The 25,987-nt window shown below is 71.7% G+C and carries 20 protein-coding genes; 9 read left to right on the top strand and 11 right to left on the bottom strand.

Annotated features, from left to right (window positions below; genetic code table 11):
- Positions 1-9 precede the first annotated feature (9 nt).
- Positions 10-1,329: an Nramp family divalent metal transporter gene (locus ACZ607_RS14015; protein WP_469734975.1), complete on the bottom strand. Its 1,320-nt coding sequence runs from the start codon at positions 1,327-1,329 to the stop codon at positions 10-12.
- Positions 1,330-1,508: 179 nt separating this feature from the next.
- On the opposite strand from ACZ607_RS14015, the gene ACZ607_RS14010 reads away from it, so the two are divergent.
- Positions 1,509-3,476, top strand: a complete 1,968-nt coding sequence (locus tag ACZ607_RS14010) for a serine/threonine protein kinase (protein WP_469734974.1) — start codon at positions 1,509-1,511, stop codon at positions 3,474-3,476.
- Positions 3,477-3,525: 49 nt separating this feature from the next.
- Here ACZ607_RS14010 and ACZ607_RS14005 read toward each other — a convergent pair whose 3' ends face one another.
- The 4 genes from ACZ607_RS14005 to ACZ607_RS13990 all read right to left on the bottom strand — a co-directional run bounded on the left by ACZ607_RS14005 (position 3,526) and on the right by ACZ607_RS13990 (position 7,383).
- Positions 3,526-4,998, bottom strand: coding sequence for a GntP family permease (locus ACZ607_RS14005; RefSeq protein WP_469734973.1), 1,473 nt, complete (start codon positions 4,996-4,998; stop codon positions 3,526-3,528).
- A gap of 154 nt (positions 4,999-5,152) precedes the next feature.
- Positions 5,153-5,563: a RidA family protein gene (locus ACZ607_RS14000; RefSeq protein WP_099174748.1), complete on the bottom strand. Its 411-nt coding sequence runs from the start codon at positions 5,561-5,563 to the stop codon at positions 5,153-5,155.
- 6 nt (positions 5,564-5,569) lie between these two features.
- Positions 5,570-6,328 carry an IclR family transcriptional regulator gene (locus ACZ607_RS13995; protein WP_469734972.1) on the bottom strand — a complete coding sequence of 253 codons (759 nt, stop codon included), beginning with the start codon at positions 6,326-6,328 and terminating at the stop codon, positions 5,570-5,572.
- Positions 6,325-7,383 carry a sugar kinase gene (locus tag ACZ607_RS13990; protein ID WP_469734971.1) on the bottom strand — a complete coding sequence of 353 codons (1,059 nt, stop codon included), beginning with the start codon at positions 7,381-7,383 and terminating at the stop codon, positions 6,325-6,327. The genes ACZ607_RS13995 and ACZ607_RS13990 overlap by 4 nt, the downstream gene beginning before the upstream one ends.
- Positions 7,384-7,490: 107 nt before the next feature.
- On the opposite strand from ACZ607_RS13990, the gene ACZ607_RS13985 reads away from it, so the two are divergent.
- From ACZ607_RS13985 to ACZ607_RS13975, 3 genes are all read left to right on the top strand, one after another.
- Entirely contained in the window at positions 7,491-8,822 is a 1,332-nt protein-coding gene (locus ACZ607_RS13985; RefSeq protein WP_469734970.1) for an alanine racemase, read from the top strand.
- A 40-nt stretch (positions 8,823-8,862) separates the two neighbouring features.
- Positions 8,863-10,485, top strand: a complete 1,623-nt coding sequence (locus ACZ607_RS13980) for an N-acyl-D-amino-acid deacylase family protein (RefSeq protein ID WP_469734969.1) — start codon at positions 8,863-8,865, stop codon at positions 10,483-10,485.
- A gap of 224 nt (positions 10,486-10,709) precedes the next feature.
- Positions 10,710-11,717 carry a helix-turn-helix transcriptional regulator gene (locus ACZ607_RS13975; RefSeq protein ID WP_469734968.1) on the top strand — a complete coding sequence of 336 codons (1,008 nt, stop codon included), beginning with the start codon at positions 10,710-10,712 and terminating at the stop codon, positions 11,715-11,717.
- 80 nt (positions 11,718-11,797) lie between these two features.
- On the opposite strand, the gene ACZ607_RS13970 is transcribed toward ACZ607_RS13975, so the two are convergent.
- Both ACZ607_RS13970 and ACZ607_RS13965 read right to left on the bottom strand, forming a co-directional pair.
- Complete coding sequence (locus tag ACZ607_RS13970) at positions 11,798-12,010, bottom strand: hypothetical protein (RefSeq protein ID WP_469734967.1); 213 nt, start codon at positions 12,008-12,010, stop codon at positions 11,798-11,800.
- A 181-nt stretch (positions 12,011-12,191) separates the two neighbouring features.
- Positions 12,192-13,031, bottom strand: a complete 840-nt coding sequence (locus tag ACZ607_RS13965) for a S1 family peptidase (RefSeq protein ID WP_469734966.1) — start codon at positions 13,029-13,031, stop codon at positions 12,192-12,194.
- Between the two features lie 229 nt (positions 13,032-13,260).
- Here ACZ607_RS13965 and ACZ607_RS13960 point away from each other — a divergent pair, with 229 nt between their 5' ends.
- The 3 genes from ACZ607_RS13960 to ACZ607_RS13950 all read left to right on the top strand — a co-directional run bounded on the left by ACZ607_RS13960 (position 13,261) and on the right by ACZ607_RS13950 (position 16,020).
- The gene (locus ACZ607_RS13960; protein ID WP_469734965.1) at positions 13,261-14,079 is read left to right on the top strand and encodes an arylamine N-acetyltransferase family protein; all 819 of its coding nucleotides are present in this window, start codon (positions 13,261-13,263) and stop codon (positions 14,077-14,079) included.
- 248 nt (positions 14,080-14,327) lie between these two features.
- Positions 14,328-15,539, top strand: coding sequence for a pyridoxal phosphate-dependent aminotransferase (locus ACZ607_RS13955; protein WP_469734964.1), 1,212 nt, complete (start codon positions 14,328-14,330; stop codon positions 15,537-15,539).
- Between the two features lie 82 nt (positions 15,540-15,621).
- The gene (locus ACZ607_RS13950; RefSeq protein ID WP_469734963.1) at positions 15,622-16,020 is read left to right on the top strand and encodes an SCO4983 family protein; all 399 of its coding nucleotides are present in this window, start codon (positions 15,622-15,624) and stop codon (positions 16,018-16,020) included.
- A 198-nt stretch (positions 16,021-16,218) separates the two neighbouring features.
- Here the strand turns inward: ACZ607_RS13950 and ACZ607_RS13945 are convergent, their stop codons facing one another.
- Positions 16,219-18,054 carry a phosphoenolpyruvate carboxykinase (GTP) gene (locus ACZ607_RS13945; protein ID WP_469734962.1) on the bottom strand — a complete coding sequence of 612 codons (1,836 nt, stop codon included), beginning with the start codon at positions 18,052-18,054 and terminating at the stop codon, positions 16,219-16,221.
- Between the two features lie 207 nt (positions 18,055-18,261).
- Here ACZ607_RS13945 and trhA point away from each other — a divergent pair, with 207 nt between their 5' ends.
- Positions 18,262-18,945: a PAQR family membrane homeostasis protein TrhA gene (trhA, locus tag ACZ607_RS13940; RefSeq protein ID WP_469734961.1), complete on the top strand. Its 684-nt coding sequence runs from the start codon at positions 18,262-18,264 to the stop codon at positions 18,943-18,945.
- Positions 18,946-19,007: 62 nt separating this feature from the next.
- Here the strand turns inward: trhA and ACZ607_RS13935 are convergent, their stop codons facing one another.
- Positions 19,008-21,032, bottom strand: coding sequence for a thioredoxin domain-containing protein (locus ACZ607_RS13935; RefSeq protein ID WP_469734960.1), 2,025 nt, complete (start codon positions 21,030-21,032; stop codon positions 19,008-19,010).
- Between the two features lie 420 nt (positions 21,033-21,452).
- Here ACZ607_RS13935 and ACZ607_RS13930 point away from each other — a divergent pair, with 420 nt between their 5' ends.
- Entirely contained in the window at positions 21,453-24,716 is a 3,264-nt protein-coding gene (locus ACZ607_RS13930; protein ID WP_469734959.1) for a tetratricopeptide repeat protein, read from the top strand.
- 72 nt (positions 24,717-24,788) lie between these two features.
- Here ACZ607_RS13930 and ACZ607_RS13925 read toward each other — a convergent pair whose 3' ends face one another.
- Together ACZ607_RS13925 and mca are read right to left on the bottom strand one after the other, a co-directional pair.
- Positions 24,789-25,088, bottom strand: a complete 300-nt coding sequence (locus tag ACZ607_RS13925) for a hypothetical protein (protein ID WP_469734958.1) — start codon at positions 25,086-25,088, stop codon at positions 24,789-24,791.
- Position 25,089: 1 nt separating this feature from the next.
- Entirely contained in the window at positions 25,090-25,971 is an 882-nt protein-coding gene (gene mca / locus ACZ607_RS13920) for a mycothiol conjugate amidase Mca (protein ID WP_469734957.1), read from the bottom strand.
- Positions 25,972-25,987: the final 16 nt, after the last annotated feature.

Below are 25,987 nucleotides of genomic sequence, written 5' to 3'. Positions count from 1 at the left end.
ACGCCGCCGTCACCAGGGGAGTTCGCGCACCTGCTGGACGCACAGCACGATGAACAGCAGGCCCGCCGCGCCGAGCATCCCGTTGCTGAGCCAGCCGTTGCGCCACTCCCTGGGCGTACGGGAGGAGTTGAGCAGCCAGAGCAGGGTCAGGGCCAGGAACGGCATGAAGAACGCGCCCAGGACCCCGTAGCCGATGACCAGCCCGAAGGGCTCGTCCAGCCACAGCAGGGTCATCGGCGGGAACGTCAGCCAGAGCAGATACGCGCGGAAGGGCACGGACCGCTCCTGCCGGCCGACCGTCTCGCTGCCCGCCTTCCCGCCGTCCGGCCCCTCCGTGCCGGTGGCAGTGCGGGCCGCCCGGATGCGCTCCACGAAGTCGGCGAACATCAGGCTCACGCCGTGCCACACACCGATGAGCGACGAGAACGACGTGGCGAAGAAGCCGACCAGGAACAGCTTCGCGGTGCCCGCCCCGAAGCGGTCCTCCAGGACCTTGCCGAGATCGACGAGCCCGCGGTCGCCCTGCGTCAGGGCGATGTTCGAGGAGTGCAGCAGCTCCGCGCCGACGACGAGCATCGCGACGACGAAGATGCCGGTGGTGATGTAGGCGGCCCGGTTGTCGATCCGCATCACCTTCATCCATGAGGTGTCGGACCAGCCCTTGGCGTTCACCCAGTACCCGTACGCCGCCATGGTGATGGTGCCGCCGACCCCGCCGATCAGCCCGAGCGTGTAGATCAGCGAGCCGTCGGGGAGGACGGGGAGCAGCCCCGCGAAGGAGGCGCCGATGTCCGGGGACACCCGGATCGCGACGTAGACCACGACGACGAACATCACGCCGATCAGGACCGTCATGACCTTCTCGAAGACGGCGTACTGGTTGAACCAGACGAAGACCAGGCCGATCAGCCCGGTGATGATCGCCCAGGTCTTCAGGCCCGGTCCGTCGGGGAAGAGCGCCACGATGGGCAGGGCGCTGGAGGACATGGCCGTGGCGCCGTACACGAAGCCCCAGACGACGACGTACACGGCGAAGTAGCCCGTGGTCCAGCCGCCGAGGGTGCGCCAGCCGTCGAAGAGGGTGCGGCCCGTCGCGAGGTGCCAGCGGCCGACCGCCTCCGCGAGGGAGATCTTCACGAGGCAGCCGATGACGGCCGCCCACATGAGGGTGTAGCCGAACTTGCTGCCCGCGATGAGCGTCGCGACCAGGTCTCCGGCGCCGACACCGGTGGCCGCGACGACGATGCCGGGTCCGATGTAGCGCCAACTGGACTTACGTGGTGGGGAGCCCAGCTCCCCCGCTCCTGTGGTCTCGCTTGTCTCCGCCATGTCGATCAACGAAGCGCATCGTGCCGGATCGCACAAGGGGGCGCGTCATAACGCCGTCAGGCCCCCTCGGGTCGCCGACAGCTGTGGATGTTCCGTGACAGGAGAGGGTGGTGCACTGCCCGACTCACCGTGGGACGCTTGGCCTGCTGGACGGTAGGGCGCTGGACGGGGGAAGTCGCATGACAGGCGCGCGAGTTGAGCCGTTGGGAAGCGGTGATCCGGCGACGCTCGGCAGATATGAACTGCTCGGGAGGCTCGCCTCCGGCGGGATGGGGAGGATCTATCTCGCCAGAAGTGCCGAGGGACAGCTGGTGGCGGTGAAGACGCTCCTCGCCGAGGGAGTCGTCAGTGACGTCGACCGGCGCCGCTTCACCCGGGAGGTGGAGCTGGCCCAGCGCGTCGACAGCGCGTTCACGGCACGGGTACGGGACGCCGACCCGCGGGCGGAGCGGCCCTGGATGGCGATCGACTACATCGCCGCGCCGCCGCTGTCCGAGCTGGTGCGTTCCGCGGGGGTGCTCCCCGCGTCGGCGGTCCGCTGGCTGGCGGCGGGCACGGCGGAGGCGCTGGTCACGCTGCACGGCGAGGGCATCATCCACCGCGACCTCAAGCCGCAGAACATTCTGCTGCCGCTGGCCGGCCCACGGGTGATCGACTTCGGCATCTCGCACGCCAACGACATCACCCGGACCAGTCTCACGCTGGGCACGATCGCCTTCACCTCGCCGGAGCAGGCGCGGGGCGAGCCGTCGACGGAGGCGTCGGACGTGTACTCGCTCGGAGCGACCCTCTTCCATCTGGCGCTCGGCAGGCCTCCGTACCGGGCCGACAGCGACACGCTCGCCCTGCTGGCGCAGGTGCAGCGGGGCGAGCTCGACCTCGACGGCCTGCCCAAGGAACTGACCACGCTGATCCGCCCCTGTCTGGAGGCCGACCCCGCGCGGCGACCGGTCCCGGCCGAGATGCTGGACCGTTTCCGGCGGTCGCTGTCCGGGCTTCCGGTGTCGCAGGGCGGGCGCCGCTGGCTTCCGCAGCGCTGGACCGACCTCATCGGCGCGTACGAGCGGCACGGCCGGGACCTCGCGCGGGGCGCGGGCGTCGGCGGCGGAGTGGACCCGGAGGGCCTCACGGTCGACCAGCGCACCGGGATGGTGCCGCCGCCGGACCCGACCCGGGTGCTCACGGAGGATCGCGAACGGGCCGAACGGGCCGCACGCGAGAAGGAGCAACAGGCCGAGCAGGCACGCGTCCAGCGGGAGAAGGAGCAGGAACGGGAGAAGGAGCAGGAGCGGGCGCGGGCCGAGAAGCAGGCCGCCCGGGCGAAGGTCGCCGATGCACTGGCCCGGCGCTCCCAGGCTGCCTCGGCCGGCTCGGCGCCGTCCGGGACACCGCGCACCACTCCGGCCCGTACTCCCTCGTCCTCACCCTCCCCCAAGAAGTCGTACTCGGGCCTGGTGTGGCTGGTGGTACTGGCCGTCATCGCCCTGGTGATCTGGCAGGTCGACAAGCCGGACTCCGACACGGGTTCCCACGGCAGCACGGGGGCGAGCAGCAGCGCGACCGCACAGAGCGGGTCCGGCTCGGACACGGACACGGACACGGGCACCGAGTACGACTCGCCCGAGCCGACCCCGGAGCCCACGCCCGACGAGGAGGACGAGGCGTTCGCCGCGGTGTCGGCCGGGGACTGCCTCACCGCCTTCGACGACGGGTACGACGACTGGTCGACGGACACACCGGTGACCGTGGACTGCGATGCGGCCGACGCCTATCTGCGGGTGACCTCGACGGAGGACGGTGCCTCCGACTGTCCGTCCGGCTCCGGCGAGTCGTACTGGACCCACTCGGGTTCCGAGCCGGAGTTCGGCACCACGCTCTGCGTCGAGCGTCAGTTCCGGGTGGGCCAGTGCTTCGTGTCCAAGCGCAAGGGTGACCGGATGGTGGATGCCCGGCTCATGACGGTGTGGAGCTGCAGCAAGGACACCGTCCCCGAGGGCTACGACGTGATACTCCAGATCACGGGCCGCTGGCGCGCGGAGTCGACGTACCCGCCCGGCTACTGCTCCGAGAACCGTGACGACCAGGAGGACTACTGGCGTTACGAGGTGAACGACGACAAGACGGTGCTCTGCGTCAAGTGGGTGTGAGACGGACCTGTCGGGGCCGGACCGGGGACCCGGCCCCGACAGGGAGTCGCTAGATCACCAGGCTCAGCGCGGCGGCGACGACGAAGCCGGCGACCGAGAGGACGGTCTCCAGGACCGTCCAGGTCTTCAGGGTGTCGCGCTCGGAGATGCCGAAGTACTTCGAGACCATCCAGAACCCGCCGTCGTTGACGTGCGAGGCGAAGATGGAGCCCGCCGAGATCGCCATGATGATCAGCGCCAGGTGGGCCTGCGACATGTCCTGGCCGTCGACGAGGGGGACGACGATGCCGGCGGTGGTGACGATCGCGACCGTCGCGGAGCCCTGGGCGACGCGCAGGACGACGGAGATCAGCCAGGCGAGCAGGATGACGGGCAGGCCCACGTCGTTGAAGGTGTCGGCGAGCGCGTCGGCGATGCCGCTGCCCTTGAGCACGGCTCCGAAGATGCCGCCCGCGCCGACGACCAGCAGGATGTTGCCGACGGGCTTCAGCGAGGACGTCGAGACCGACTCCAGGGACTTGCGCGACCAGCCCCGCCGGATGCCCAGCAGGTAGTAGGCGAGCAGCAGGGCGATCGTCAGCGCGACGAACGGGTTGCCGAAGAACTCGATGACGGAGCGCAGGGTGGAGGGGTCCAGCGCGATGGAGGAGAACGTCGCGGCCAGGATGAGGATCAGCGGTGTGCCGATGATCGCGAGGACGGTGCCGAGCGGGACGGGCTTCTCGTGCGGGGTGACACCGGCGGCGCGCTGCTCGGCGACGACGGCGGCCTTGGCCTCGGCGGCCGCCTCGACCATGTCCTGCGGTACGTCGACGAAGATGCGCTTGCCGATCCAGGCGGCGTACCCCCAGGCGGCGAGGACGGACGGGATGCCGACGAGGGCGCCCATCAGGATGACCCAGCCGAGGGAGACGTTGAAGAGGCCGGCGGCGGCGACCGGTCCGGGGTGCGGCGGCAGGAACGCGTGGGTCATGGAGAGCCCGGCCAGCAGCGGCATCGCGTAGAGGATGATCGACTTGCCGGAGCGCTTGGCGGCGGCGTACACGATCGGCGCGAGGACGAAGATGCCGACGTCGAAGAAGACCGGGATGCCGAAGATGAGGCCGGTGAGGCCCATGGCGAGCGGGGCGCGCTTCTCGCCGAAGAGGTTCAGCAGGCGGGCGCTGAGGACCTCGGCCCCGCCGGACACCTCCAGGATCGCGCCGAGCATCGTGCCGAGGCCGATGATGATCGCGACGTGTCCCAGGATGCCGCCCATGCCGGACTCGATGACCGAGACGGCGGCCGACTTCTGGACCGTGCCGAAGAGTTCGGTGACGGAGAGACCGGCACCCAGGCCGACGGCTATGGATACGGCGAGCAGCGCGACGAACGGCTGGAGCCTGACCTTGATGATCAGGACGAGCAGGAGCGCGATCCCGAGGGCGGCGACGGTCAGCAGACCGGGCGTTCCGCCGATCAGGAGGAGCAGTCCACCGGTGTGGGGTGGCGCCTCGGGGGCGGGGGCGGCGGCGAGCAGCATGAGCGGTCAACTCCGTTGGTGACGGGGTCCTTCGGGGCAGGGGGGAGCGCGGTACGGCGCCCCTCGGGGGAAGGGGCGGGGCGCCGTGCCGTCAGTGAGCGGTTCGGGGAGCCGGCTCTCCGGGGGCGGAGTGCCGGCCCGGCGGATCAGGTGATCAGCCGAGCACCGCGAGTGCGTCGATCTCGATGAGGAGGCCCTTGGGCAGGCCGACGTACACCGTCGTACGTGCGGAGGCGGGTGCCTTGAGGCCCTGCTCCTCGAAGTACTCGTTGTAGATCGCGTTCATCTCGGCGAAGTGGTCGACGTCCGTGAGGTAGACGCGCATCATCATGACGTCGTCCCAGCTCGCGCCGCCCTCCTCCAGGATCGCCTTGACGTTGGCGAAGGTCTGCAGGGTCTGCTCGCGCAGGGTCGGGCCGGCCGGGGTGGGCGCCTGGCCCTCGACGGCGGGCAGGAAGCCGACCTGACCGGCGACCTGGAGGATGTTCCCCTTCTTCACGCCGTGCGAGAACTTGGCCGGCGGGGTGGTGTGGGTGCTGGGGGTGAGGGCGGTCTTCTCGGTCATGGCGGTTCAGGCTTTCTTGGTGGGGGTGGTTCCGGAGTACTCCCGGCTGATGGTGTCCGCGGTGCGGCGTACCAGGGGGAGCAGGGTGAGGAGTTCCTCGGCGGTGACGACCACGTTCGGTGCGGACACCGACATGGCGGCGACGACCCGCCCGTCGGCTCCCCGGATGGGGGCGCCGACGCAGTTGATGGACTCCTCGTGGCCTCCGAGGTCGGTGGCCCAGCCCTGTTCGCGTACGACGGCGAGTTCCTTGAGGAAGGCGCCGGCGTTCGGGAGCGAACGGGACGTGTACATGGGGTAGTCGAGCCGTTCGGCGATGGCGCGCCGTTCGGGCTCGGGGAGGTCGGCGAGGAGCAGCTTGGCGACCGCGGCGACGGTGATCGCGACGGGTTTGCCGATCCGTGAGTACATCCGGACCGGGTAGCGGCTCTCGACCTTGTCGATGTAGAGGACCTCGTTCTCCTCGTACACGGCGAGGTGGACGGTGTGCCCGCACTGTTCGTTGAGGGCGACGAGGTGGCTGTGGGCGATCTCGCGTACGTCGAGGTTCTCGACGGCTTCCTGCGCGAGGGCGAAGAGCCGTGCGCCGAGGCGGTAGCGCTGGTCCTCCTGGCGGTAGACCAGGCCGTGTTCATGGAGCGTACGGAGCAGGCGCAGCGCCGTGGACTTGTGGACGCCGAGCCGGTCGGCGACCTGGCCGAGGTCGGCGGGGCCCTGGGCGAGCAGCGGCAGGATGCTCAGCGCGCGGTCGACGGTCTGGCTCATGTGACTCGTACCTCCTCGTTCGCCCCGGCGGTGACGGTCCAGCCGGGGCCGAGACGAAGTGTGCCCCAGGCCTCGTCGTCGAGGGCGGCGAGCCGGTCGGCGTACGCGCGGGGCGGGGGGCCGGTGAGGTCGCCGGGGACGGTGAGGACGGCGGCGGCCATGAGGTGGCCGTGCCGGGCGCGGTCGCGTACGGGCAGGTCGCGCAGGGTGGCGGAGAGGAATCCGGCGGCGAAGGCGTCGCCCGCGCCGACGGCGGCGACGACGTCGACCCGCAGGGAGGGGGCGGTGGTGACGGTGTCCTGTGCCGTGCCGGCGCCGGTGCGGGAGAAGACGGTGACGCCGTCGGATCCCCGCTTCACGACCAGCACGTCCGGCTCCGGAAGGGCCGCGCGGATCGCCTCGGCTCCCACGATCCCCCACGCCTCCTCGGCCTCGTCCTCCCCGACGAAGACGAGGTCGGCGCGGCGGGCGAGGTCGAGCAGCACCTCGGGGCCGGCCTCTCCCTCGCGCCACAGACCGGGGCGGTGGTTGACGTCGAAGGAGATCAGGGGGCGCTGTTCGCGGGGTGCGGTGAGGTTGTGGAGGAGGGACAGGCAGTCGGCGGAGAGCGCGGCGGTGATGCCGGACAGGTGCAGGACGCGGGTGTCGAGGAGGTCCTCGTACGGCACGTTGTGCGGGGACATCGCGGAGGCCGCGGAGCCGGCCCGGTAGTACGCCACCTCGTGGGTGTCGGTGGCCCGGTCCGTCGCGGTGCGGAAGTAGATGCCGGTGGGGCGGGCGGGGTCGCGGCGGACGGCGGAGGTGTCGACCCCGTAGCCGGCGATGGTGTCGACGAGGTGGTCGCCGAAGCCGTCGGCGCCGACGCGGCCGACCCATTTCGCGCGGTGGCCCGCGGCGGCGAGGGCACAGGCGACGTTGGACTCGGCGCCGCCGATGCCCCGGCCGAAGGAGGGGACGTCGGCGAGGCGGCCCGGCTGCGAGGGCAGGAACGTCACCATGGACTCGCCGAGGCAGACCACGTCCGCGGTGGCTGTCCTGGCTGCGGATCCGGGCACTCTGGGCTCCTCGTGGTCGGCCGTGGGCGCCGGTGTCCACCATTGACCCGGCATCGGCTCGGATGTTAGACAGCCCTGAGCGATATACGCAACGCCTGTTGCACACAATGCAACGACTAGTTTCCGAGGAGACCCCCTTGGCCGCCGAGCAGTCCCCCGAACAGTCCGTGACGGCACTCGCCGGCGAACGGGTCGACCACCGCTTCAAGGCGCTGCCGCCCGACGCGGAGGGGCTGACCGTGGGCGCGCTGGCGGCCGAGCGCCGCAACCTCTTCACGGGCGGGTTCACCACGCCCGTGCTGGCCCTGTCCGCCGAGTCGGTCGAGGCCAACCTCGCGCTGCTGGAGACGTACGCGGAGCGGCACGGTCTGGCGTTCGCGCCGCACGGCAAGACGTCGATGTCCCCGCAGCTCTTCGCCCGCCAGCTGGAGTACGGCGCGTGGGGCATCACCGCCGCCGTCCCCCACCAGGCCCGGGTGTACCGCGCGTACGGCATCGGGCGGATCTTCCTCGCCAACGAGCTCGTCGACGCGGTGGCGCTGCGCTGGCTCGCCGGTGAGCTGGACGCCGACCCCGGTTTCACGTTCGCCTGTTACGTGGACTCGGTGCGCGGCGTCGAGCTGATGGACGAGGCCCTGCGCGCGGCGGGCGCCGTACGCCCCGTGGACGTCGTGATCGAGCTGGGTGCCGGCGACGGCGCCCGCACCGGCGCCCGTACGGAGGCGGACTGCGCGGCCGTCGCCGACGCGGTGGCGGCCACGTCGACCCTGCGGCTGGTGGGTGTCGCGGGATACGAGGGCGAGGTGCCGGACGCCTCACCCGAGCGGGTCCGCGAGTGGCTGCGCCGGCTCGTCGCGCTGGCGGCGGACCTCGACGCGGCCGGGCGCTTCGCCGCGCTCGCCGACGGCGAGGAGATCCTGGTCAGCGCGGGCGGCAGCGCCTGGTTCGACGCGGTCGCCGATGTCTTCGCCGGCATCCCCGCGCTGAGCCGTCCCGTCCTCAAGCTGCTGCGCTCCGGGGCGTACGTCAGCCACGACGACGGCCACTACCGCCACCTCACCCCCTTCAACCGGATCCCCGAGGAGGGCACGCTGCTGCCCGCCTTCCGCCTCTGGGCCCAGGTCGTCTCCCGGCCCACCCCGGAGCAGGCCTTCGTCAACGCGGGCAAGCGCGACGCGGCCTACGACCTGGACCTCCCCGAGGCGCAGGTCGTGCGCTCCGCACGCGACGGCTCGGTCCGGCCGGCCACCGGCATCACGGTCACCGGGCTCTCCGACCAGCACGGGTGGGTGCGTACGGAGGCGGGGGCGGAGCTGGAGGTCGGTGACTGGATCGGCATGGGGCTCTCGCACCCCTGCACGTCGTTCGACAAGTGGCAGCTGATCCCGCTGGTGGAGGCGGACGGCACGGTCACGGACTACATCCGCACGTTCTTCTGATCCCCCGGGGGGCCGCTCCCCCTGAAAGGCAAGCCACACCATGGACCTGGTCATTCGCAACGCGTCCGTCGTCGACGGCACCGGTGCCCCCTCCTACCGCGCCGACGTCGGCATCACGGACGGCCGGATCACCGAGATCCGCGGTGAGGGCGACGGCCCCCGCCCCAGCGCCACCCGCACCCTGGACGCCGACGGCCTCGCGCTCTCGCCGGGCTTCATCGACATGCACGCGCACAGCGACCTCGCCCTGCTGCGCGACCCCGACCACAGCGCGAAGGCCGCCCAGGGCGTCACCCTGGAGGTCCTCGGCCAGGACGGCCTGTCGTACGCCCCCGCCGACGACCGCACCCTGGCCGAGGTCCGCCGTTCCATCGCCGGGTGGAACGGCGACGGCAGCGACATCGACTTCGACTGGCGCACCGTCGGCGGCTATCTGGACCGCCTCGACCGCAACTTCGGCGGCCAGGGCATCGCCGTCAACGCCGCCTACCTCATCCCGCAGGGCACCGTGCGGATGCTCGCCGTCGGCTGGGACGACCGCCCCGCCACCGACGCCGAGCTGGACCGCATGAGGGAGCTCGTCGCCCAGGGCATGGCCGAGGGCGCGGTCGGCATGTCGTCGGGTCTGACGTACACCCCCGGGATGTACGCGAAGGACGCCGAACTCACCGAGCTGTGCCGGGTGGTGGCCGACCACGGCGGCTACTACTGCCCGCACCACCGCTCGTACGGGGCGGGCGCCCTCCGGGCGTACGAGGAGATGGTGCAGCTCACCCGGGACGCCGGGTGCGCCCTCCACCTCGCCCACGCCACGATGAACTTCGGTGTGAACAAGGGCAAGGCGCCGGAGCTGCTCGCCCTCCTGGACGACGCGCTCGCGTCGGGGTCGGACATCACCCTCGACACCTATCCGTACACGCCGGGCTGCACGACCCTCGTGGCGATGCTGCCCAGCTGGGCGAACGAGGGCGGCCCGGAGTCGGTCCTGACCCGGCTCGCCGACGAGGCGACGGCCGCACGGATGCGTCACGACGTCGAGGTCGTGGGCTCCGACGGCTGTCACGGCGTCCCGATCGAGTGGGACCGGATCGAGATCTCCGGCGTCGGCTCCCCCGAGCTGGCCGGATACGTCGGCCGTACGGTGGCCGAGTCCGCCCGGCTGCGCGGCGAGGAGCCCTGGGTGACGGCCCGCCGGCTGCTGGTCGAGGACCGGCTGGGCACGACGATCCTCCAGCACGTCGGCCACGAGGAGAACGTCCGCCGGATCATGCGCCACCGGGTGCACACCGGCGGCAGCGACGGCATCCTCCAGGGCGACAAGCCGCACCCGCGCGCGTACGGCACGTTCCCCCAGTACCTCGGGCGGTACGTCCGGGAGCTGGGCATCCTCTCGCTGGAGGAGTGCGTCGCCCACCTCACGTCCCGCCCGGCGGCCCGGCTGCGCCTGCCCGACCGCGGGTACGTCCGCGAGGGCTACCGCGCGGACCTGGTCCTCTTCGACCCGGCCACGGTGGCCGCGGGGTCGACCTTCGAGGAGCCGCGCACCCTCCCCGTGGGCATCCCGCACGTCCTCATCGACGGCCGGTTCGTCGTCGAGGACGGCAGGCGGACCTCCACCCTGGCCGGCCGGTCGGTACGCGGCACGGGCGGCTCCGGGAGCTGAGACCGCCGCCTCCCCGGGGCACCCAGCCACCTCGGCCCGCCGGCCCCGACCCCGGCGGGCCGAGGTACGTCACGGCTCCAACTCGCCTATGTCCGCGAACCGTTCGCATCCGGTCCCCGTCCCTCCACCACGCCCCGCGAATGCTTTACCAGGAAGTCACGCCGCTCCTACACTCCGTCGAAGACCTGGAGATCACTCGGTCGCACCGGACCGTTCACAACGGAGTGTCCCCATTGCCTGAGCACAAAATGTTCGTACTCGGGTTGTCGCACATCGAGGAAGACATCTACCGGCACCTGCTCCGCAACCCCGGCATCGAGGTGGACGACATCCACGTCCTGCTCCGCCACGAGGCCGAGCCGACCCGGCGGTCCATCCGGAGGCTGCGCGAGCTGAAGATCATCCAGCAGGTCGACGGCCAGACCCGGGCCTGCGAGCCCGAGCTCGTGGTGGCCCGTCTCGCCGAACGGCGGCTGGAGGAGCTGTACGACGACATTCGCTCGCTCACCCATCTGCGGCCCCTCGTGGACTCGCTGGGGCGGGAGATCCCCGAACCCGAACTGGACGAGGACGAGAAGCCCGTCGAGCGGATCACCGGCCTGGAGGCCATCCGCACCCGCCTGGACGAGCTGGCGTTCTTCGCCCGGGAGGAAGTGCTCGCCGCCGAACCGTACGACGCGCTCACACCCGAGAACATCGAGAACTCCCGTCCTCTGGACCTGCGTTGCCTGCGCCGCGGGGTCAGCTGCCGCAGCCTGATCCGCCGCGTGGCCATGGAGGACGGCCCGACCTTCGCCTACCTTCAGGAGCTCACCGCCGCGGGCGCGCACATCAGGGTCCTGGACGAGCTGGACGAACTGATGCTGGTCTACGACCGGCACACCGCGCTGGTGCCGCTGGACCCCGCCAACACGGCCAAGGGAGCGCTGTGTTCGCGGGAGGAGGGCATCGTCACCACCGTCGTCAACAACTTCGAGCGGCTCTGGGCGGGCGCGGAGGACTTCGCCACCCTGGCCGGCCGGCTCGGCGGCGCCGACGGCCCCGGGCCCACCGAGATCCAGGGGAAGGTGCTGCGCCTGATGTGCACGGTCGGCAAGGACGAGATCGGCGCCCGAGAGGCGGGCATCGCCCTGCGCACCTACCGCCGTCACATCTCGGACCTGATGCAGCTGCTGGGCGCGGAGAACCGCGCCCACGCGGCGCTGCTCGCCCGCGAACGCCACTGGATCTGAGGAGCCGCCGGCTCCCCCGTACGTGCCGGGGGAATCCGACGCCTCGGTCCCGGTCGGGCCTCAGCCCCGGCGCCGGACCGTCACTTGCCGGAGCAGCTGGCGGGCGGCTTCCCCTGCCAGCCGTTGATCGGGCCGCGGCAGGGGTCGTCCAGGGGTGAGTCGGCGACCTGCCGCACACCTCTGTCCGCCACGCCCGCCTGGCCTGCCGTCGCCCAGGACGACCCGGCCAGCGTGAGGACCACGAGAGCCGCTCCCGCCATGGCTCCACGCGTACCGCCGAAGATCACACGCATCCTGTTTCCTCGCACCCCGCCCGGCGCCCCAGTCCCCGTACAGCTGGGGCGTCCCGGGTGAACAGCCGTCAGTCTGGCACCCGGGGGACCCGCGCGGGGCGGCCCCGCGAGGCAGCCTCCTGCCAACCGGTAGGCAGGATCCTGCCGTTGGCCGGAGGCCGTCCCGAAAGGCCGCCAGGGGTCAGGGCTTGGGCAGCGCGCACCCGGCCAGGTCCAGGTCGATCTCGTTGCCGCTGCCGATGCACGGAACGATGCCATACGTCTGCTGGGCGTAGTTGATGCCCTCGCGGACGGTCACGGTGCCGCTCTCGTCGACCTCGCACGGGTTGTTGTCCGTGCACTGCTGCCCGTCCTCGTTACCGGTGTTGTTGACGGCGACCACCTTGCCGGTCGCGTCGTCGATCACCGGGGATCCGGACGTGCCGCCGATGGTCTGGCAGGCGGAGGTGTAGCGGACCGAGTCCTTCCAGGTCCAGGCGCCCTCCTTCAGCCGGTAGGCGAAGCCGTCGACGGCGCAGCTGTAGGTGCGCTTCCAGTAGCCGGAGGCGACCGTGATGGCGGTGCCCTGGGCCGGGCGCCCTGCGTCGAGCTCCAGGGCCTCGATGCCGTAGCTGCTCTCGATCTGGGCGTACGTGCTGGTGAGCCGGTAGAGCGAGACGTCCGTGTCGGTCATGGTCCCGTACGCCACCTTGTCGGCGCGCAGGGTGCCGACGCCGCTGCCCGAGCCGTTCAGCAGGGTGAAGCTCCGGGTCGAGGCCTGGTCGAGCACGACCTCGCCGGGGCCGGGGAAGCCGGACTCCAGGCAGTGCCCGTTGGACAGGACGAGGGCGCGGTCGCCGGGCTGCGAGGACGGTGCCCGGACGACCGATCCGGAACAGTTGCTGAGCGCGACCGTCCCGGCGAGATCGACGGCCTTCACCCGGACGTCTGCGGTGTCCGGGCCGGTGGCCGCGGTTGCGGGTGCGATGCCCGCACCGAGGAACAGGACAGCAAAAAGCGCACCGATGAGAGGCTTCTTCATGTGGGGGGTCCCCTCCGCATTGCGTGTGACCGGAGTTCTTCCGGTTTTTGACATGCGCATGTTTGCGTACGGGGAGGGTCCCCACAAGGGGCGAATTCAAGCCGCGTGAGGATCCGCGCCCTGACGCACCGTCCGCACGCGCCGAGGGCGTAAGGGGGCCGTGTTCCCCTCTCTTCTGTGCTGCCGGGGCATGTGAGAAACCCTTGAAACGTCTGCGTACTGTCGGGGTATGACACTCGACCTCGACGCCTATTTCGCCCGCATCGGCTGGGCGGGAGACACGGACCGCCGCCCCACGGTGGAGGTGCTGCGGTCCGTGCACCGCGCCCACATGCTGGGCATCCCGTTCGAGAATCTGGAGCCCCTCCTCGGCAGCGCCCCGTCCCTCGCGCTCCCCGACCTGGAGAGGAAGCTCGTGCGCGGTGAGCGCGGCGGGTACTGCTACGAGCACAACACCCTTCTCGCCGCCGTCCTCACCCAGCTCGGGTTCCGGGTGACGCTGCTGACCGCGCGGGTGGTGGTGGGGGCCGCGCCCGGTGACATCAGGCCCCGTACGCACATGCTGATGCAGGTGGACGTGGAGGGTGAGTCCACCCCGTGGCTGGCCGATGTCGGCTTCGGGTCGCACGGCGCGCTGCTGGAGCCGATCCCGCTGGTGGTGGACACCGAGCTGCTCGACACCCCGCGCCGCCACCGGCTCGTCCACGCCCCGCACGACGGGCCGCTGGAGATGTGGGAGCTGCAGACGGACAAGGGCGGCTACTGGGAGCCGCAGTACGAGTTCACCCTGGAGCCCTTCGAGGCCCCGGACTACGACGTCATCAACTGGCACATCGCGACGAACCCGCGCTCGCCGTTCCGGCAGGCCCTGTACGCCCAGCGCACCCTGCCGGGCCTGCACCGGTCGCTGTCCGGCCGGACGCTGGTGGAGACCGCCGACGACGGCACGGTCACCGAGCGGGAGCTGAGCGACTCCGCCGAGGTGGTGCGGGTGCTGGCCGAGGACTTCGGCGTACGCCTCCCCGAGGGGACCGTCCTGCCGGACTGACCGGTTGGCGGGCGGTGGGTGGCGGGTGGCGGGTGGCGGGTGGCGGGTGGCGGGTGGCGCATCTCACCCGGCCGCGTGCCCACGCCCGGTTTCCAAGCCGCGGCCCCGCCCCGACCGGCCGTTCCCACGGTCCGCGGGCGGGGCGGCATGCCGATGGAAGACCCGGCGCGCCGGCGCGCACCCCCGGAGGGAGCAACCGGTGCGCGAACCGGGCGCAGCGCGGGAAACACGGCCGTAAGCTCGCAGACATGCAGGTCATCCAGTCCACGAAGCTCGCCGGCGTCTGTTACGAAATCCGCGGCCCCGTGCTCGAGGAAGCGATGCGGCTCGAAGCCGCAGGTCATCGCATCCTCAAGCTCAACACGGGCAACCCCGCGGCGTTCGGTTTCGAATGTCCGCCGGAGATCCTCGAGGACATCCTGCGCAACCTCTCCGGGGCGCACGGCTACGGCGACGCGAAGGGGCTGCTGTCCGCGCGCCGCGCGGTGATGCAGCACTACCAGACCAAGGGGATCGACCTCGACGTCGAGGACATCTACCTGGGCAACGGGGTCTCCGAGCTGATCCAGATGTCGATGCAGGCGCTGCTCGACGACGGTGACGAGGTGCTCGTCCCCGCTCCGGACTATCCGCTGTGGACGGCCTCGGTCTCGCTGGCCGGCGGTACGGCGGTGCACTACCGGTGCGACGAGCAGGCCGACTGGATGCCCGACCTCGCGGACATCGAGCGGAAGATCACCGACCGCACCAAGGCGCTCGTGATCATCAACCCGAACAACCCTACGGGCGCGGTCTACGACGACGAGATGCTGCGCGGGCTGACGGAGATCGCCCGGCGCCACAACCTGGTCGTCTGCTCGGACGAGATCTACGACCGGATCCTCTACGACGGCGCGACGCACACCCCGACCGCCGCCATCGCCCCCGATCTGATGGTGCTGACCTTCAACGGGCTCTCGAAGAACTACCGGATCGCGGGGTACCGCTCGGGCTGGATGGCGGTCTGCGGCCCGAAGGCGCACGCCTCCTCGTACATCGAGGGCCTGACGGTCCTGGCCAACATGCGGCTGTGCGCCAACATGCCCGCGCAGCACGCGGTGGCGACCGCGCTCGGCGGGCGGCAGTCGATCAACGAGCTGGTGCTGCCGGGCGGACGGATCCTGGAGCAGCGTGACGTGGCGTACGACCTGCTGACGCGGATTCCCGGGGTGACCTGTGTGAAGCCGAAGGGGGCGCTGTACCTCTTTCCGAGGCTCGACCCCAAGGTCTTCAAGATCAAGGACGACCGGCAGATGGTCCTCGATCTGCTGCGGGCCGAGAAGATCATGGTGGTGCAGGGTACGGGCTTCAACTGGCCGGAGCCGGATCACTTCCGGGTGGTCACGCTGCCGCCGGCCAAGGATCTGACGGACGCGGTGACGCGGATCGGGAACTTCCTGGACGGTTACAGCCAGCCCTGAGCGACCAAGATTTTCGGATCCGGCACAACTTTAGACTGAATCCAAGATAGGATGGCTTTACTGCACGATCTGGAGGCCATCCATGTACGAGCCGATCCGCACCAAGTCGGTCCACACATCGGCCGACGACGCCGATTTCCCCCACCGCAGCCGCGAGGACGAGCTGGACATCCAGCTCGCCGGGCATCTCGCGGCCCTGCTCGCCGTCACCGACGAGCTGGGTCTCGACACCATGGGCGACCGCATCGCCGGGCAGGTCGCCCGGCTGCGCTCGGCGCCGCCCGCACGGCACGCGGGCCGGAGCGACGCGTCCCCGGCCGCTCTTCACCGCCGCGCCCACGCCCTCGCGGGCCGGGTCCTCGTGGTGGCCGCGTCCCGCGCGGACACCGCCGTGGCGATCCTCGCGGCCGAGGCCATGGACGCGCACGCCGCGGCCCTGTCCGCCCCCACCGCGCCGACCGTCCTGGTCGGCGCCCCCTGACGGCCCCGGTCCACGGGTCGCGAAGACGCGTGGACCGGGTGCCACACACCCGGCCGGGCCGCCCGCTCACGGGGCGGCCCGGAACGAAGCGGCACCCGGAGCCATGAGGGGGCTCCGGGTGCCGTGCCGCGGCGGGCCGTTGACCCCACAGGTCAGGGCGGATGTCGGAAGGCCCGGCCGCGGGGTTCGGGGGCGGGGTCAGCCCAGGCGCCGGACCAGCGCGTGGTACTCGTCCCACAGCTCCTTCGGCGTGTGGTCGCCGAAGGTGTTGAGGTGCTCGGGGATCAGCGCGGCCTCCTCGCGCCAGACCTCCTTGTCCACGGTGAGCAGGAAGTCGAGGTCGGACCCGGAGAGCTCCAGTCCCTCGGTGTCCAGCGAGCCCTTGGCCGGCAGGATGCCGATCGGGGTCTCGACGCCCTCGGCCGTGCCCTCCAGCCGCTCCACGATCCACTTCAGGACGCGGCTGTTCTCGCCGAAGCCGGGCCAGACGAACTGTCCGGCGTCGTTCTTGCGGAACCAGTTCACGTAGTAGATCTTCGGGAGCTTCGACTGGTCGGCCTTGTCGGCGCCGACCTCGACCCAGTGCTTCATGTAGTCGCCCATGTTGTACCCGCAGAACGGCAGCATGGCGAAGGGGTCGCGGCGCAGCTCGCCGACCTTGCCCTCGGCGGCGGCGGTCTTCTCGGAGGCGACGTTGGCGCCGAGGAAGACGCCGTGCTGCCAGGTGAAGGACTCGGTGACCAGCGGGACGGCGGAAGCGCGGCGGCCGCCGAAGAGAATCGCCGAGATCGGCACGCCCTTCGGGTCCTCCCACTCCGGCGCGATGATCGGGCACTGCCCGGCCGGGACGGTGAAGCGGGCGTTGGGGTGGGCGGCGGGCGTGCCGGACTCCGGGGTCCAGTCGTTGCCCTTCCAGTCCGTGAGGTGCGCGGGGGCCTCCTCGGTCATGCCCTCCCACCACACGTCGCCGTCGTCGGTGAGCGCGACGTTCGTGAAGACGGAGTTGCCCCACATGGTCTTCATGGCGTTGGCGTTGGTGTGCTCGCCGGTGCCGGGCGCGACGCCGAAGAATCCGGCCTCCGGGTTGATCGCGTACAGCTGGCCGTCCTCGCCGAACCGCATCCAGGCGATGTCGTCGCCGATGGTCTCGACGGTCCAGCCGGAGATCGTGGGCTCCAGCATGGCGAGGTTGGTCTTGCCGCAGGCGCTGGGGAAGGCCGCGGCGACGTACTTGATGGCCTCCGCCTCCCCGCGCGGCGGGGTCAGCTTGAGGATCAGCATGTGCTCGGCGAGCCAGCCCTCGTCACGGGCCATGACGGAGGCGATGCGCAGGGCGTAGCACTTCTTGCCGAGCAGGGCGTTGCCGCCGTAGCCGGAGCCGTAGGACCAGATCTCGCGGTCCTCGGGGAAGTGCGAGATGTACTTGGTGGAGTTGCACGGCCACGGCACGTCGGCCTCGCCGTCGGCGAGGGGGGCGCCCAGCGTGTGGACGGCCTTCACGAAGAAGCCGTCGGTGCCGAGCTCGTCCAGGACGTCCTGGCCCATGCGCGTCATCGTGCGCATCGACACGGCGACGTACGCGGAGTCGGTGATCTCGACGCCGATCGCGGAGAGCGGGGAGCCGACGGGGCCCATGCAGAACGGGACGACGTACATCGTGCGGCCGCGCATGGAGCCGCGGAAGACGCCCTTCTCGCCCGTGAAGATGTCCCGCATCTCGGCGGGGGCCTTCCAGTGGTTGGTCGGGCCCGCGTCCTCCTCCTTCTCGGAGCAGATGAAGGTGCGGTCCTCGACGCGGGCGACATCGCTCGGGTCGGAGGCGGCGTAGTAGGAGTTGGGGCGCTTGACCGGGTCGAGCTTCGTGAAGGTGCCCTTGGCGACGAGCTCCTCGCACAGGCGCTCGTACTCGGCCTCGGAACCGTCGCACCAGACCACACGGTCCGGCTGGGTGAGGGCGGCGATCTCGTCCACCCAGGAGACGAGCTCCTGGTGCCGAGTGGGAACAGTGAGGGGAGCCGCGATGTCTCGCGCCACGATCGCTCCTTGGAGAGAGGGTGTGTTGTCCGGCCCCGTGGGGGCTGCGACCCGGATGCTGACCCCTTCGAATTCCCCTGGCGCTCATCCGGTGCCGACCGCACTCATTTGATCATCCGACCATCCCGCCCATATGTCCAGAGGGCCGCACACGTGAGCATCGCCACTGCTGGGGGTTACCTACGGGAGCGTAGGTAGCATGCCGATATGACTTCTGCCGCCTCCGGGTCCGGACCCGTGGAGCTCACCGACCCCGTACCGGTCAAGCCACGGATGCGCGGGTGGCTGCACGCGGGGATGTTCCCCGCGGTCGTCATCGCCGGAATCACCCTGATCGCCCTGGCCGACAGCACACGCGCCCGGATCGCCTGCGCGGTCTACGTACTCAGCGCCTGCCTGCTCTTCGGTGTGAGCGGCATCTACCACCGGGGCACCTGGGGCCCGCGCGGCGAAGCCGTGCTGCGCAGACTCGACCACGCCAACATCTTCCTGATCATCGCGGGCACCTACACGCCGCTGACGCTCCTCCTGCTGCCCGAGTCCACCAGCCGCCCGCTCATGTGGGCGATCTGGGGCGCCGCGGCGGCCGGCATAGCCTTCCGCGTCTTCTGGGTCGGCGCCCCGCGCTGGCTCTACACCCCGTGCTACATCGCCATGGGCTGGGCCGCGGTGTTCTTCCTGCCGGACTTCATGCGGGCGGGCGGCATCGCCGTACTGGTCCTCGTCGTCGTCGGCGGGCTGCTCTACAGCGCCGGCGGCGTCATCTACGGGATCAAGCGCCCCAACCCGTCACCGCGCTGGTTCGGCTTCCACGAGGTGTTCCACTCGCTGACGCTGGCCGCGTTCATCGTGCACTACGTCGGCATATCCCTGGTCGCCTACCAGAAGTGACCGCGTACGGCGAAGGGCCCGGCCACCCCGGCCGGGCCCTTCGCCGTACGCGCGCGGCTCCGTCAGCCGCCCAGCTTCGCGGCCAGCTCCCCCGCGTCCGTCGTCGGCGCGTCGCAGACGAAGTGCCGGCAGACGTACGCGGTCGGCTCGCCGCCCACCAGCGGCCGGTCCACCAGCAGCGGGAACTCGGTGCCCGCGTCCGCCTCCTCGCCCGCCGCGACGACCGCGCCGGGCGCCCGCCCCAGCAGCGCCGTCCGGTGCAGCTCGCCGCCGACGGGGCCGGCCACCGCAACCTCGCGCGGGCCGTCCAGCAGCGCCTCGGCGACCGCGAGGCCCCAGCCGATGAACCGGGGCGCCTTCGGGCCGAGCGCCCCGACGATCCCGAGGGCGCCCTCGGCCGCCGTACGGTGCGCCTCGGAACCGGTGTGCGCGGCGTACGAGAGCAGCGCGCCGGCGGCCGCGGTCCAGCCGGCCGGGGTGGCGCTGTCGGTGGGGTCCTGGGGGCGGCGGATCAGCCGCTCCGCGTCATCAGCGGTGTCGAACAGCTGCCCGCCCTCGCCGGTGAAGCGCTCCAGCACGATGTCCAGCAGGAAGCCGGCGAAGTCCAGCCAGGCGCCCTCGCCGGTGACGGAGGCCAGCGCGAGGAAGCCCTCGGCGACATCGCCGTAGTCTTCCAGGACCCCGGAGTTGTCCCCGGCACGGCCGTCCCTCGACGTGCGGCAGAGCCGGGCGGCCTCGCCCATGTGCACCCGTACGAGCAGGTCGGCGGCCTCGGTGGCCCGCTCGACCAGATCCGGGCGGTCGAAGTACGCCCCGGTCTCGGCGAGCGCGGCGATCGCCAGCCCGTTCCAGGCGGCCACGACCTTGTCGTCGCGCTCGGGGCGGGCCCGCAGCTCACGTGCGGCCAGCAGCCGGGCCCGCACATCGGCGACCCGGGCCTCCTCCTGCTCCTCGGGCTCCCCGTTCCGCAGGAGCCGCAGCACGGAGGAACCCTCCTCGAAGGTGCCCTCGTCGGTCACCCCGAAGTACCCGGCGGCGAAGGCGGCGTCCGCCTCCCCCAGCACCTCGCGCAGCTGCGCGGGCGTCCACACGTAGTAGGCGCCCTCGACGTGGCGCCCCTGCGCGTCCTCGCTGTCGGCGTCCAGCGCGGAGGCGAAGCCGCCCTCGGCGGTCCGCAGCTCGCGGACCATGAAGTCGGCCGTCTCCAGGGCCACCCGGCGTGCCAGGTCCGACCCGGTGGCGCGCCAGAGATGGGCGTACACGCGGCAGAGCAGCGCGTTGTCGTAGAGCATCTTCTCGAAGTGCGGGACGATCCATTCCCGGTCCACGGAGTACCGGGCGAAGCCGCCGCCGAGCTGGTCGTAGATCCCGCCGTGCGCCATGGCCGCGCAGCTGTCGGCGGCCATCTGCAGGGCGCCCTCGGCCCCCGTACGGGCGTGGTGGCGCAGCAGGAACTCGATGACCATGGACGGCGGGAACTTGGGCGCGCCGCCGAATCCGCCGTACTTCTCGTCGTAGTCCCGGGTGAGCCGCAGCAGGGCCTGTGCCGACTCGGCCTCGCCCGGCAGGCCCCCCTCACCGGCGGCCAGGGAACGGCCGGCGAGGTCGCGGACGATGCGCCCGGCGACCTCGGCGACCTCCTCACGCCGGTCGGACCAGGCGGCGACGACCCCTTCGAGCACCTGCCGGAAGGCGGGCATGCCGTGGCGCGGCTCGGGCGGGAAGTACGTGCCGAAGTAGAAGGGTTCGGCGTCGGCGGTCAGGAAGACGGTCATCGGCCACCCGCCCTGACCGGTCGCGGCCTGCACCGCCTCCATGTACACGGCGTCGACGTCGGGCCGCTCCTCGCGGTCGACCTTCACCGGCACGAAGTGCGCGTTGAGGTACTCGGCGACGGCTGCGTCCTCGAACGACTCGTGGGCCATCACGTGGCACCAGTGGCAGCTGGCGTACCCGACGCTGAGCAGCACGGGCACGTCCCGCCTGCGGGCCTCCTCGAACGCCTCGGGCGACCAGGGCCACCAGTCGACCGGATTGTCAGCATGCTGAAGCAGATACGGCGAGGTCACACCAGCCAACCGGTTCATACGGCCAGCCTCTCACAGGGCTTGTCCTCACCGTGGAGACCGCACGGACTCCCGCTCACTCGGCCGAACCGGACACCGCGATCAAGACTGCTGCGCCCTTCTCCGTCACCTCTCCGTCACCGTGGACCTGGGAACCGTCCGACTCGAAGCTCTGGGGAAGCGCGTGATCACCAAGGGCGTGTAAGCACCGCCGACGACTCCCGACAGGCCGGTGCGCGCCCGGCGCCGGCCGGCGGCGGTGCCGGTCCGCGTCCGGTCGGTGGTGCCACGGTCGTTCATGTTCCCGCGCTCCGCATCCGTACGGCTGTCGGCGCGCAGTCCGGCAGACGCCCTGTCGCCGGGGCTCCGGACCCTGGAGACTGGGGGGTCCACACGAACGGATCCGGTCGCGGCCGGCGACGCGCGCAACGAGGGGGACGCATGCGGGACAGCCATCGGGCGGAAGCCGAACGGCTGTTGGTACGTGCCGTGGAGGAGGAGGCACGGCGGACAGGGGGCCGTACGGACTCCGGGGCGCTGCTGGCGCGGGCGCGGGGCGCGCTCGACACCATGGCGGCGGGCGCGGCCGACGAGTACGCCGCCTACACCCGGGCGCTGGACGCGGCGGGGGCCGGCCAGCAGCCGCTGTCCGCACGCTTCAGCAGAGCGACGCTCGGAACGCCCCTGATCGTGACGGGAGTTGCCGCGGCGGCCGCCTTCGGCGCGGATCTGGCACTCGGCACCGCGACGGGCCTCGCCCTGGGCGCCGGCGCCGTCGTCGCCGCCGCCGGGACGACCGCGACCGTGGCGCGGGTGACCGCCTCGCACTGGCCCGCCGCCCATCGCAGGGCGGGTGAGCGGAACCAGCCGGGCGGCCCCGAGCAGTTGCGGCTGGAGTGGCTGACGGCCCTGGAGGTACGGGGCATCCGCCCGTTCCTCGACCAGCAGCGCGTGCTGACCGCCTCCACCCGTATGCCGAAGAAGGCCGGCGCCTCCGTGGTGGCGCAGCTGCGCGGGGGTGACCGCAGCGCGGCCGCACGCACCCGCTCACTCCTCGAACAGTCCTTCGGACATCTGCCCGCCGCGGACGGCCCGTTCGCGGGCCGCCGCGCCGAACTGGCCCGGATCGCCCAGTGGGTGCACGCGGCGCGCGCGGCGACCGAGACCCTGCCGACCGTCGTCGTCCTGCACGGCACGCCGGGCTCCGGGCGCACCACACTGGCCGTACGGGCCGCGCACGCGCTGAAGGACCAGTTCCGCGGGGCGTGCGTGGTCGATCTGCGGGGCGGTGTCTCCGGCGAGACGCCGCTGCCGACGCGGGACGCGCTGCTGCACCTGCTCAACCGGCTGGGTGCGCCGCGCGAGCAGCTGCTCTTCCGGGAGGGGTCGTCCGCCGAGCAGCAGGTGCGGCGCCTCAGCGAGCTCTACCACCAGCATCTGACGGGTACGCCCGTCACGATCGTCCTGGACGACGCCACGGACGCGGCGCAGGTCCGCACGCTGGTGCCCGAGCGCTCCGACAGCCTGGTCCTGGTCACGGCCCGCGAGCCCCTGGAGCTGCCCGACGGCCTCCCGGCCCGGGTGTACCAGCTGCCGGTCGGCGGTCTGGACGCGGCGGGCGCCGAGGAGGTGCTGCGGGAGTCGGCCCTGGTTCCCCAGGGTCTCGACTCCCCTCGCGCAGGGGAGGCCCCTGCGGAGGCCGGTCCGTACGACTATGCGTCGACGGACACCGTCGTCGAGCTGTGCGGCGGGCTGCCGCTCGCGCTGCGGGTCGTGGGCTCCGCCCTCGGTGAGCGTTCCCGGGCCGAACTCGCCGCCGCTCTGGGGGCGTACGGCCCGGTCGCGCCCGTCGAGCGGGCCCTGTGGCTGCGCTACACCGACCAGTCCGAGGCGGCCCGCCGGCTGCTGCGGCGGCTCGCCCTGGCCGGACGGGCGAGCCTCGGGGCCGCCGCCGCGGCGTCGCTGCTCTCCTCGGACGAGCAGGAGGCCGGCCGGCTGCTGGAGGCCCTGGCCAGGGCCGGGCTCCTGGTGCATGTGCGGGGCACGCGCTACCGGCTGCACGACCTCGTACGGGACTTCGCGCTGGCCCGGCTGCTCGACGAGGAGCCGGCGGCCGACCGTACGGCCGCGCAGGAACGCCTCATCCAGAACTACGCGGAGCTCGCCGACGCCGTGATCCGCATGGTCGACGGCAAGATGTCCACCCGCGCGGGGCAGTTCGGCTCGCACGGCTTCAGCTCGCTGGACGCCGCGCTGCGCTGGCTGGACGACGAGTCGAGCTTCATCACCTCGGCCCTGCGGCACGCCGAGGGCGTCGACCAGGCGGCGGTGCTCCATCTGCTGGGCGCGCTCTGCGACTACTGCCTGCTGCGCGGCGACCTCTACCGGCTGGGTGAGATCAGCGAGTTGACGCAGGCCGTCGACCAGGGGCTGCTGGAGCGGTCGGTGCAGTGGCGTACGGGGATCGCGGCCCGGCAGCTCGGTGAGCTCGACAAGGCCCGCACCACGCTGTCCTCGGTCGTCGGCCTCTACCGTGAGGCGCAGAACGACGCGGGCGCCGCGCTGGCGCTGTGCTCGCTGGGCATCACCCTGCACCACCAGGGCAATCTCGGCGAGGCGTCGGCCCGGCTGCGGGAGGCGCTCGCCCTGCAGGCCTCCCCGGAGCAGGCCGAGGACCGGGCCTGGTCCCTGCACGCCCTGGCCGCCGTCGAACGCGACCGGGCCAATCTGCCCGAGGCCCTGAGCCTGCTGGACACCGCGCTGGCCCTGCACCGCGAGGGCGAGTCGCTGCACGGCGAGGCCTGGTCGCACTTCCAGCTCGGCCAGGTCTGTCTGCGCCTCGGCGAGGTCGCCAGGGCCGAGGAGGAGCTGTCCTCCGCCCTGGACCTGTACGGCCGCACCCGGGACGAGCGCGGGGAGGCGTGGGCGCTGACCCAGCTGGCCCGCGCCCGGCTGATGGACGGGGACAGCTCCGCGGCGGCTGCCGTGGAGGAGCTGCGCGGGGCCCTCGCCCGGCACCGGGGCAACGAGGACGCGCGGGGCGAGGCCTGGACGCGGTACTACCTGGGGCAGGCACTGGAGGAGGACGGCGACACCGATCAGGCAGTACGGGAGCTGGAGCGGGCCCGCACGATGTTCTCCCGGATGCGCGACGTGTACGGGCTGGCCTGCGCCCGTCACCACTCGGGGCGCGTCACCCGTGACCAGCGGGCCGCGCAGACCGGCAACCTGCGCAACTCCGGTTTCGCGCGGCAGCTCCTGGTGGACGCCCGCGCCGACTTCCGGCGGATCGGGGTGGCCCACGGCGAGGCCTGGACCTGCCTGGAACTCGCCCTGATCGACGGCGGGAACAACCGCGCCGCGCAGGCGCTGGAGCTCTGCGGCGAGGCGATCACCCTGTTCGCCTCGTACGGCGACGCCCGGGGCGGCGACTGGGCGGCGTTCCTGCGCTGCACGCTGCTGCCGTACGCCTCACCGGGCGGCAGCGAGGTGGGCACGGCGGTGGCGCAGCAGGAGCTGGCCGATCTGGTGGAGGCCGCCCACCCGCTGCGCGACCCCGGGCTGGAGGACTGCGCGGAGGCGTTCGGTGTGGTCCTGAACCGCGGGGTGGACCTGGACGACGGGTGGCAGGCGTGGCGCCTCGGCCTGACACCGTCCCGGCACGCCCGCGAGGTGATGGGCGTCGCGGTGGGCGTACGGCCGTAGAGGCGGGGCGGGGCCTGAGAAGCGACGCGGGCCACCTCCGCCCCCGCAGGGGGAAGGGGGCGGCCCGCGGTGTCAGCCCTTGCCCGAAGCGGTCGCCTTCGTCCCGGTCGCCTTCGTGCCTGTCGCCTTCGTACCGGTGCCGGAGGAGGCCGTCGGCTCGCCATCGGTGTCGCCGGCCTCGGCCGCCGGGTCCGGGGCCTCCTCGAAGTCGACCTTGCCCATGTGGCGGTTCATCGACTTCATCAGGAACCACGTTCCCACGGCGAGAGCCGCGAAGACGAGGAAGCCGAGGACTCCGGGGGTCACCTTGTTCTTGTCGAGCTCATCGGCGGCGAGCGGAACGAGCTGCGTCAGTGCCTGGGTCGCGTACATATCAGGCATTGTCGCGGATGCCCGCGAAGAGGTCGCTCTCGGGGAGGGAGGTGTCGACCAGAGACTTGGCGAGCTCGTACTCCTCGGTCGGCCAGACCTCCCGCTGGACGTCCATCGGCACCCGGAACCAGCCGCCGTCCGGATCGATCTGCGTGGCGTGCGCGATCAGCGCCTTGTCACGGATCTCGAAGAAGTCGTCGCACGGGATGTGCGTGGTCAGCGTGCGTTCGGCGCGCTCGAACTGCTTCCAGCGCTCCAGCCAGTCGCCGTACGGGGACTCCAGTCCCCGGGCGAGCAGCGCCTCGTGCAGGGCGACCGTGCGCGGCTTGTTGAAGCCCTGGTTGTAGTAGAGCTTCTGCGGCTGCCAGGCCGGGCCGAACTCCGCCTCGGGGAACCGGTCGGTGTCCCCGGCCGCCTCGAACGCGATCATCGAGATCGTGTGGGTCTTGATGTGGTCGGGGTGCGGGTACCCGCCGTTCTCGTCGTAGGTGGTGATCACCTGCGGCCGGAACACGCGGATCTTCGCGACGAGACGCCCCGCCGCCGTCTCGTCGTCCTCCAGGGCGAAGCAGCCCTCGGGCAGCGGGGGCAGCGGATCGCCCTCGGGCAGACCCGAGTCGACGAAGCCGAGCCACTCCTGCTTGACACCCAGGATCTCCCGGGCCTCGTCCATCTCCTTCTTGCGCACCTCGTGGATGTTCGCCTCGATGTACGCGTCCCCCTGGAGCTTCGGGTTGAGGATGGATCCCCGTTCGCCCCCTGTGCAGGTGACGACCAGGACGTCCACCCCCTCGGACACGTACTTGGCCATGGTGGCCGCGCCCTTGCTCGACTCGTCGTCGGGGTGGGCGTGGACGGCCATCAGTCTCAGCTGCTCGGTCAAGACTCGGTCCTCAGTG

The organism is Streptomyces sp. NPDC104381 (assembly GCF_055583745.1).
The sequence above is the reverse complement of the archived record's forward strand: the minus strand, read 5'-3'. Positions and strand labels throughout refer to the sequence as shown.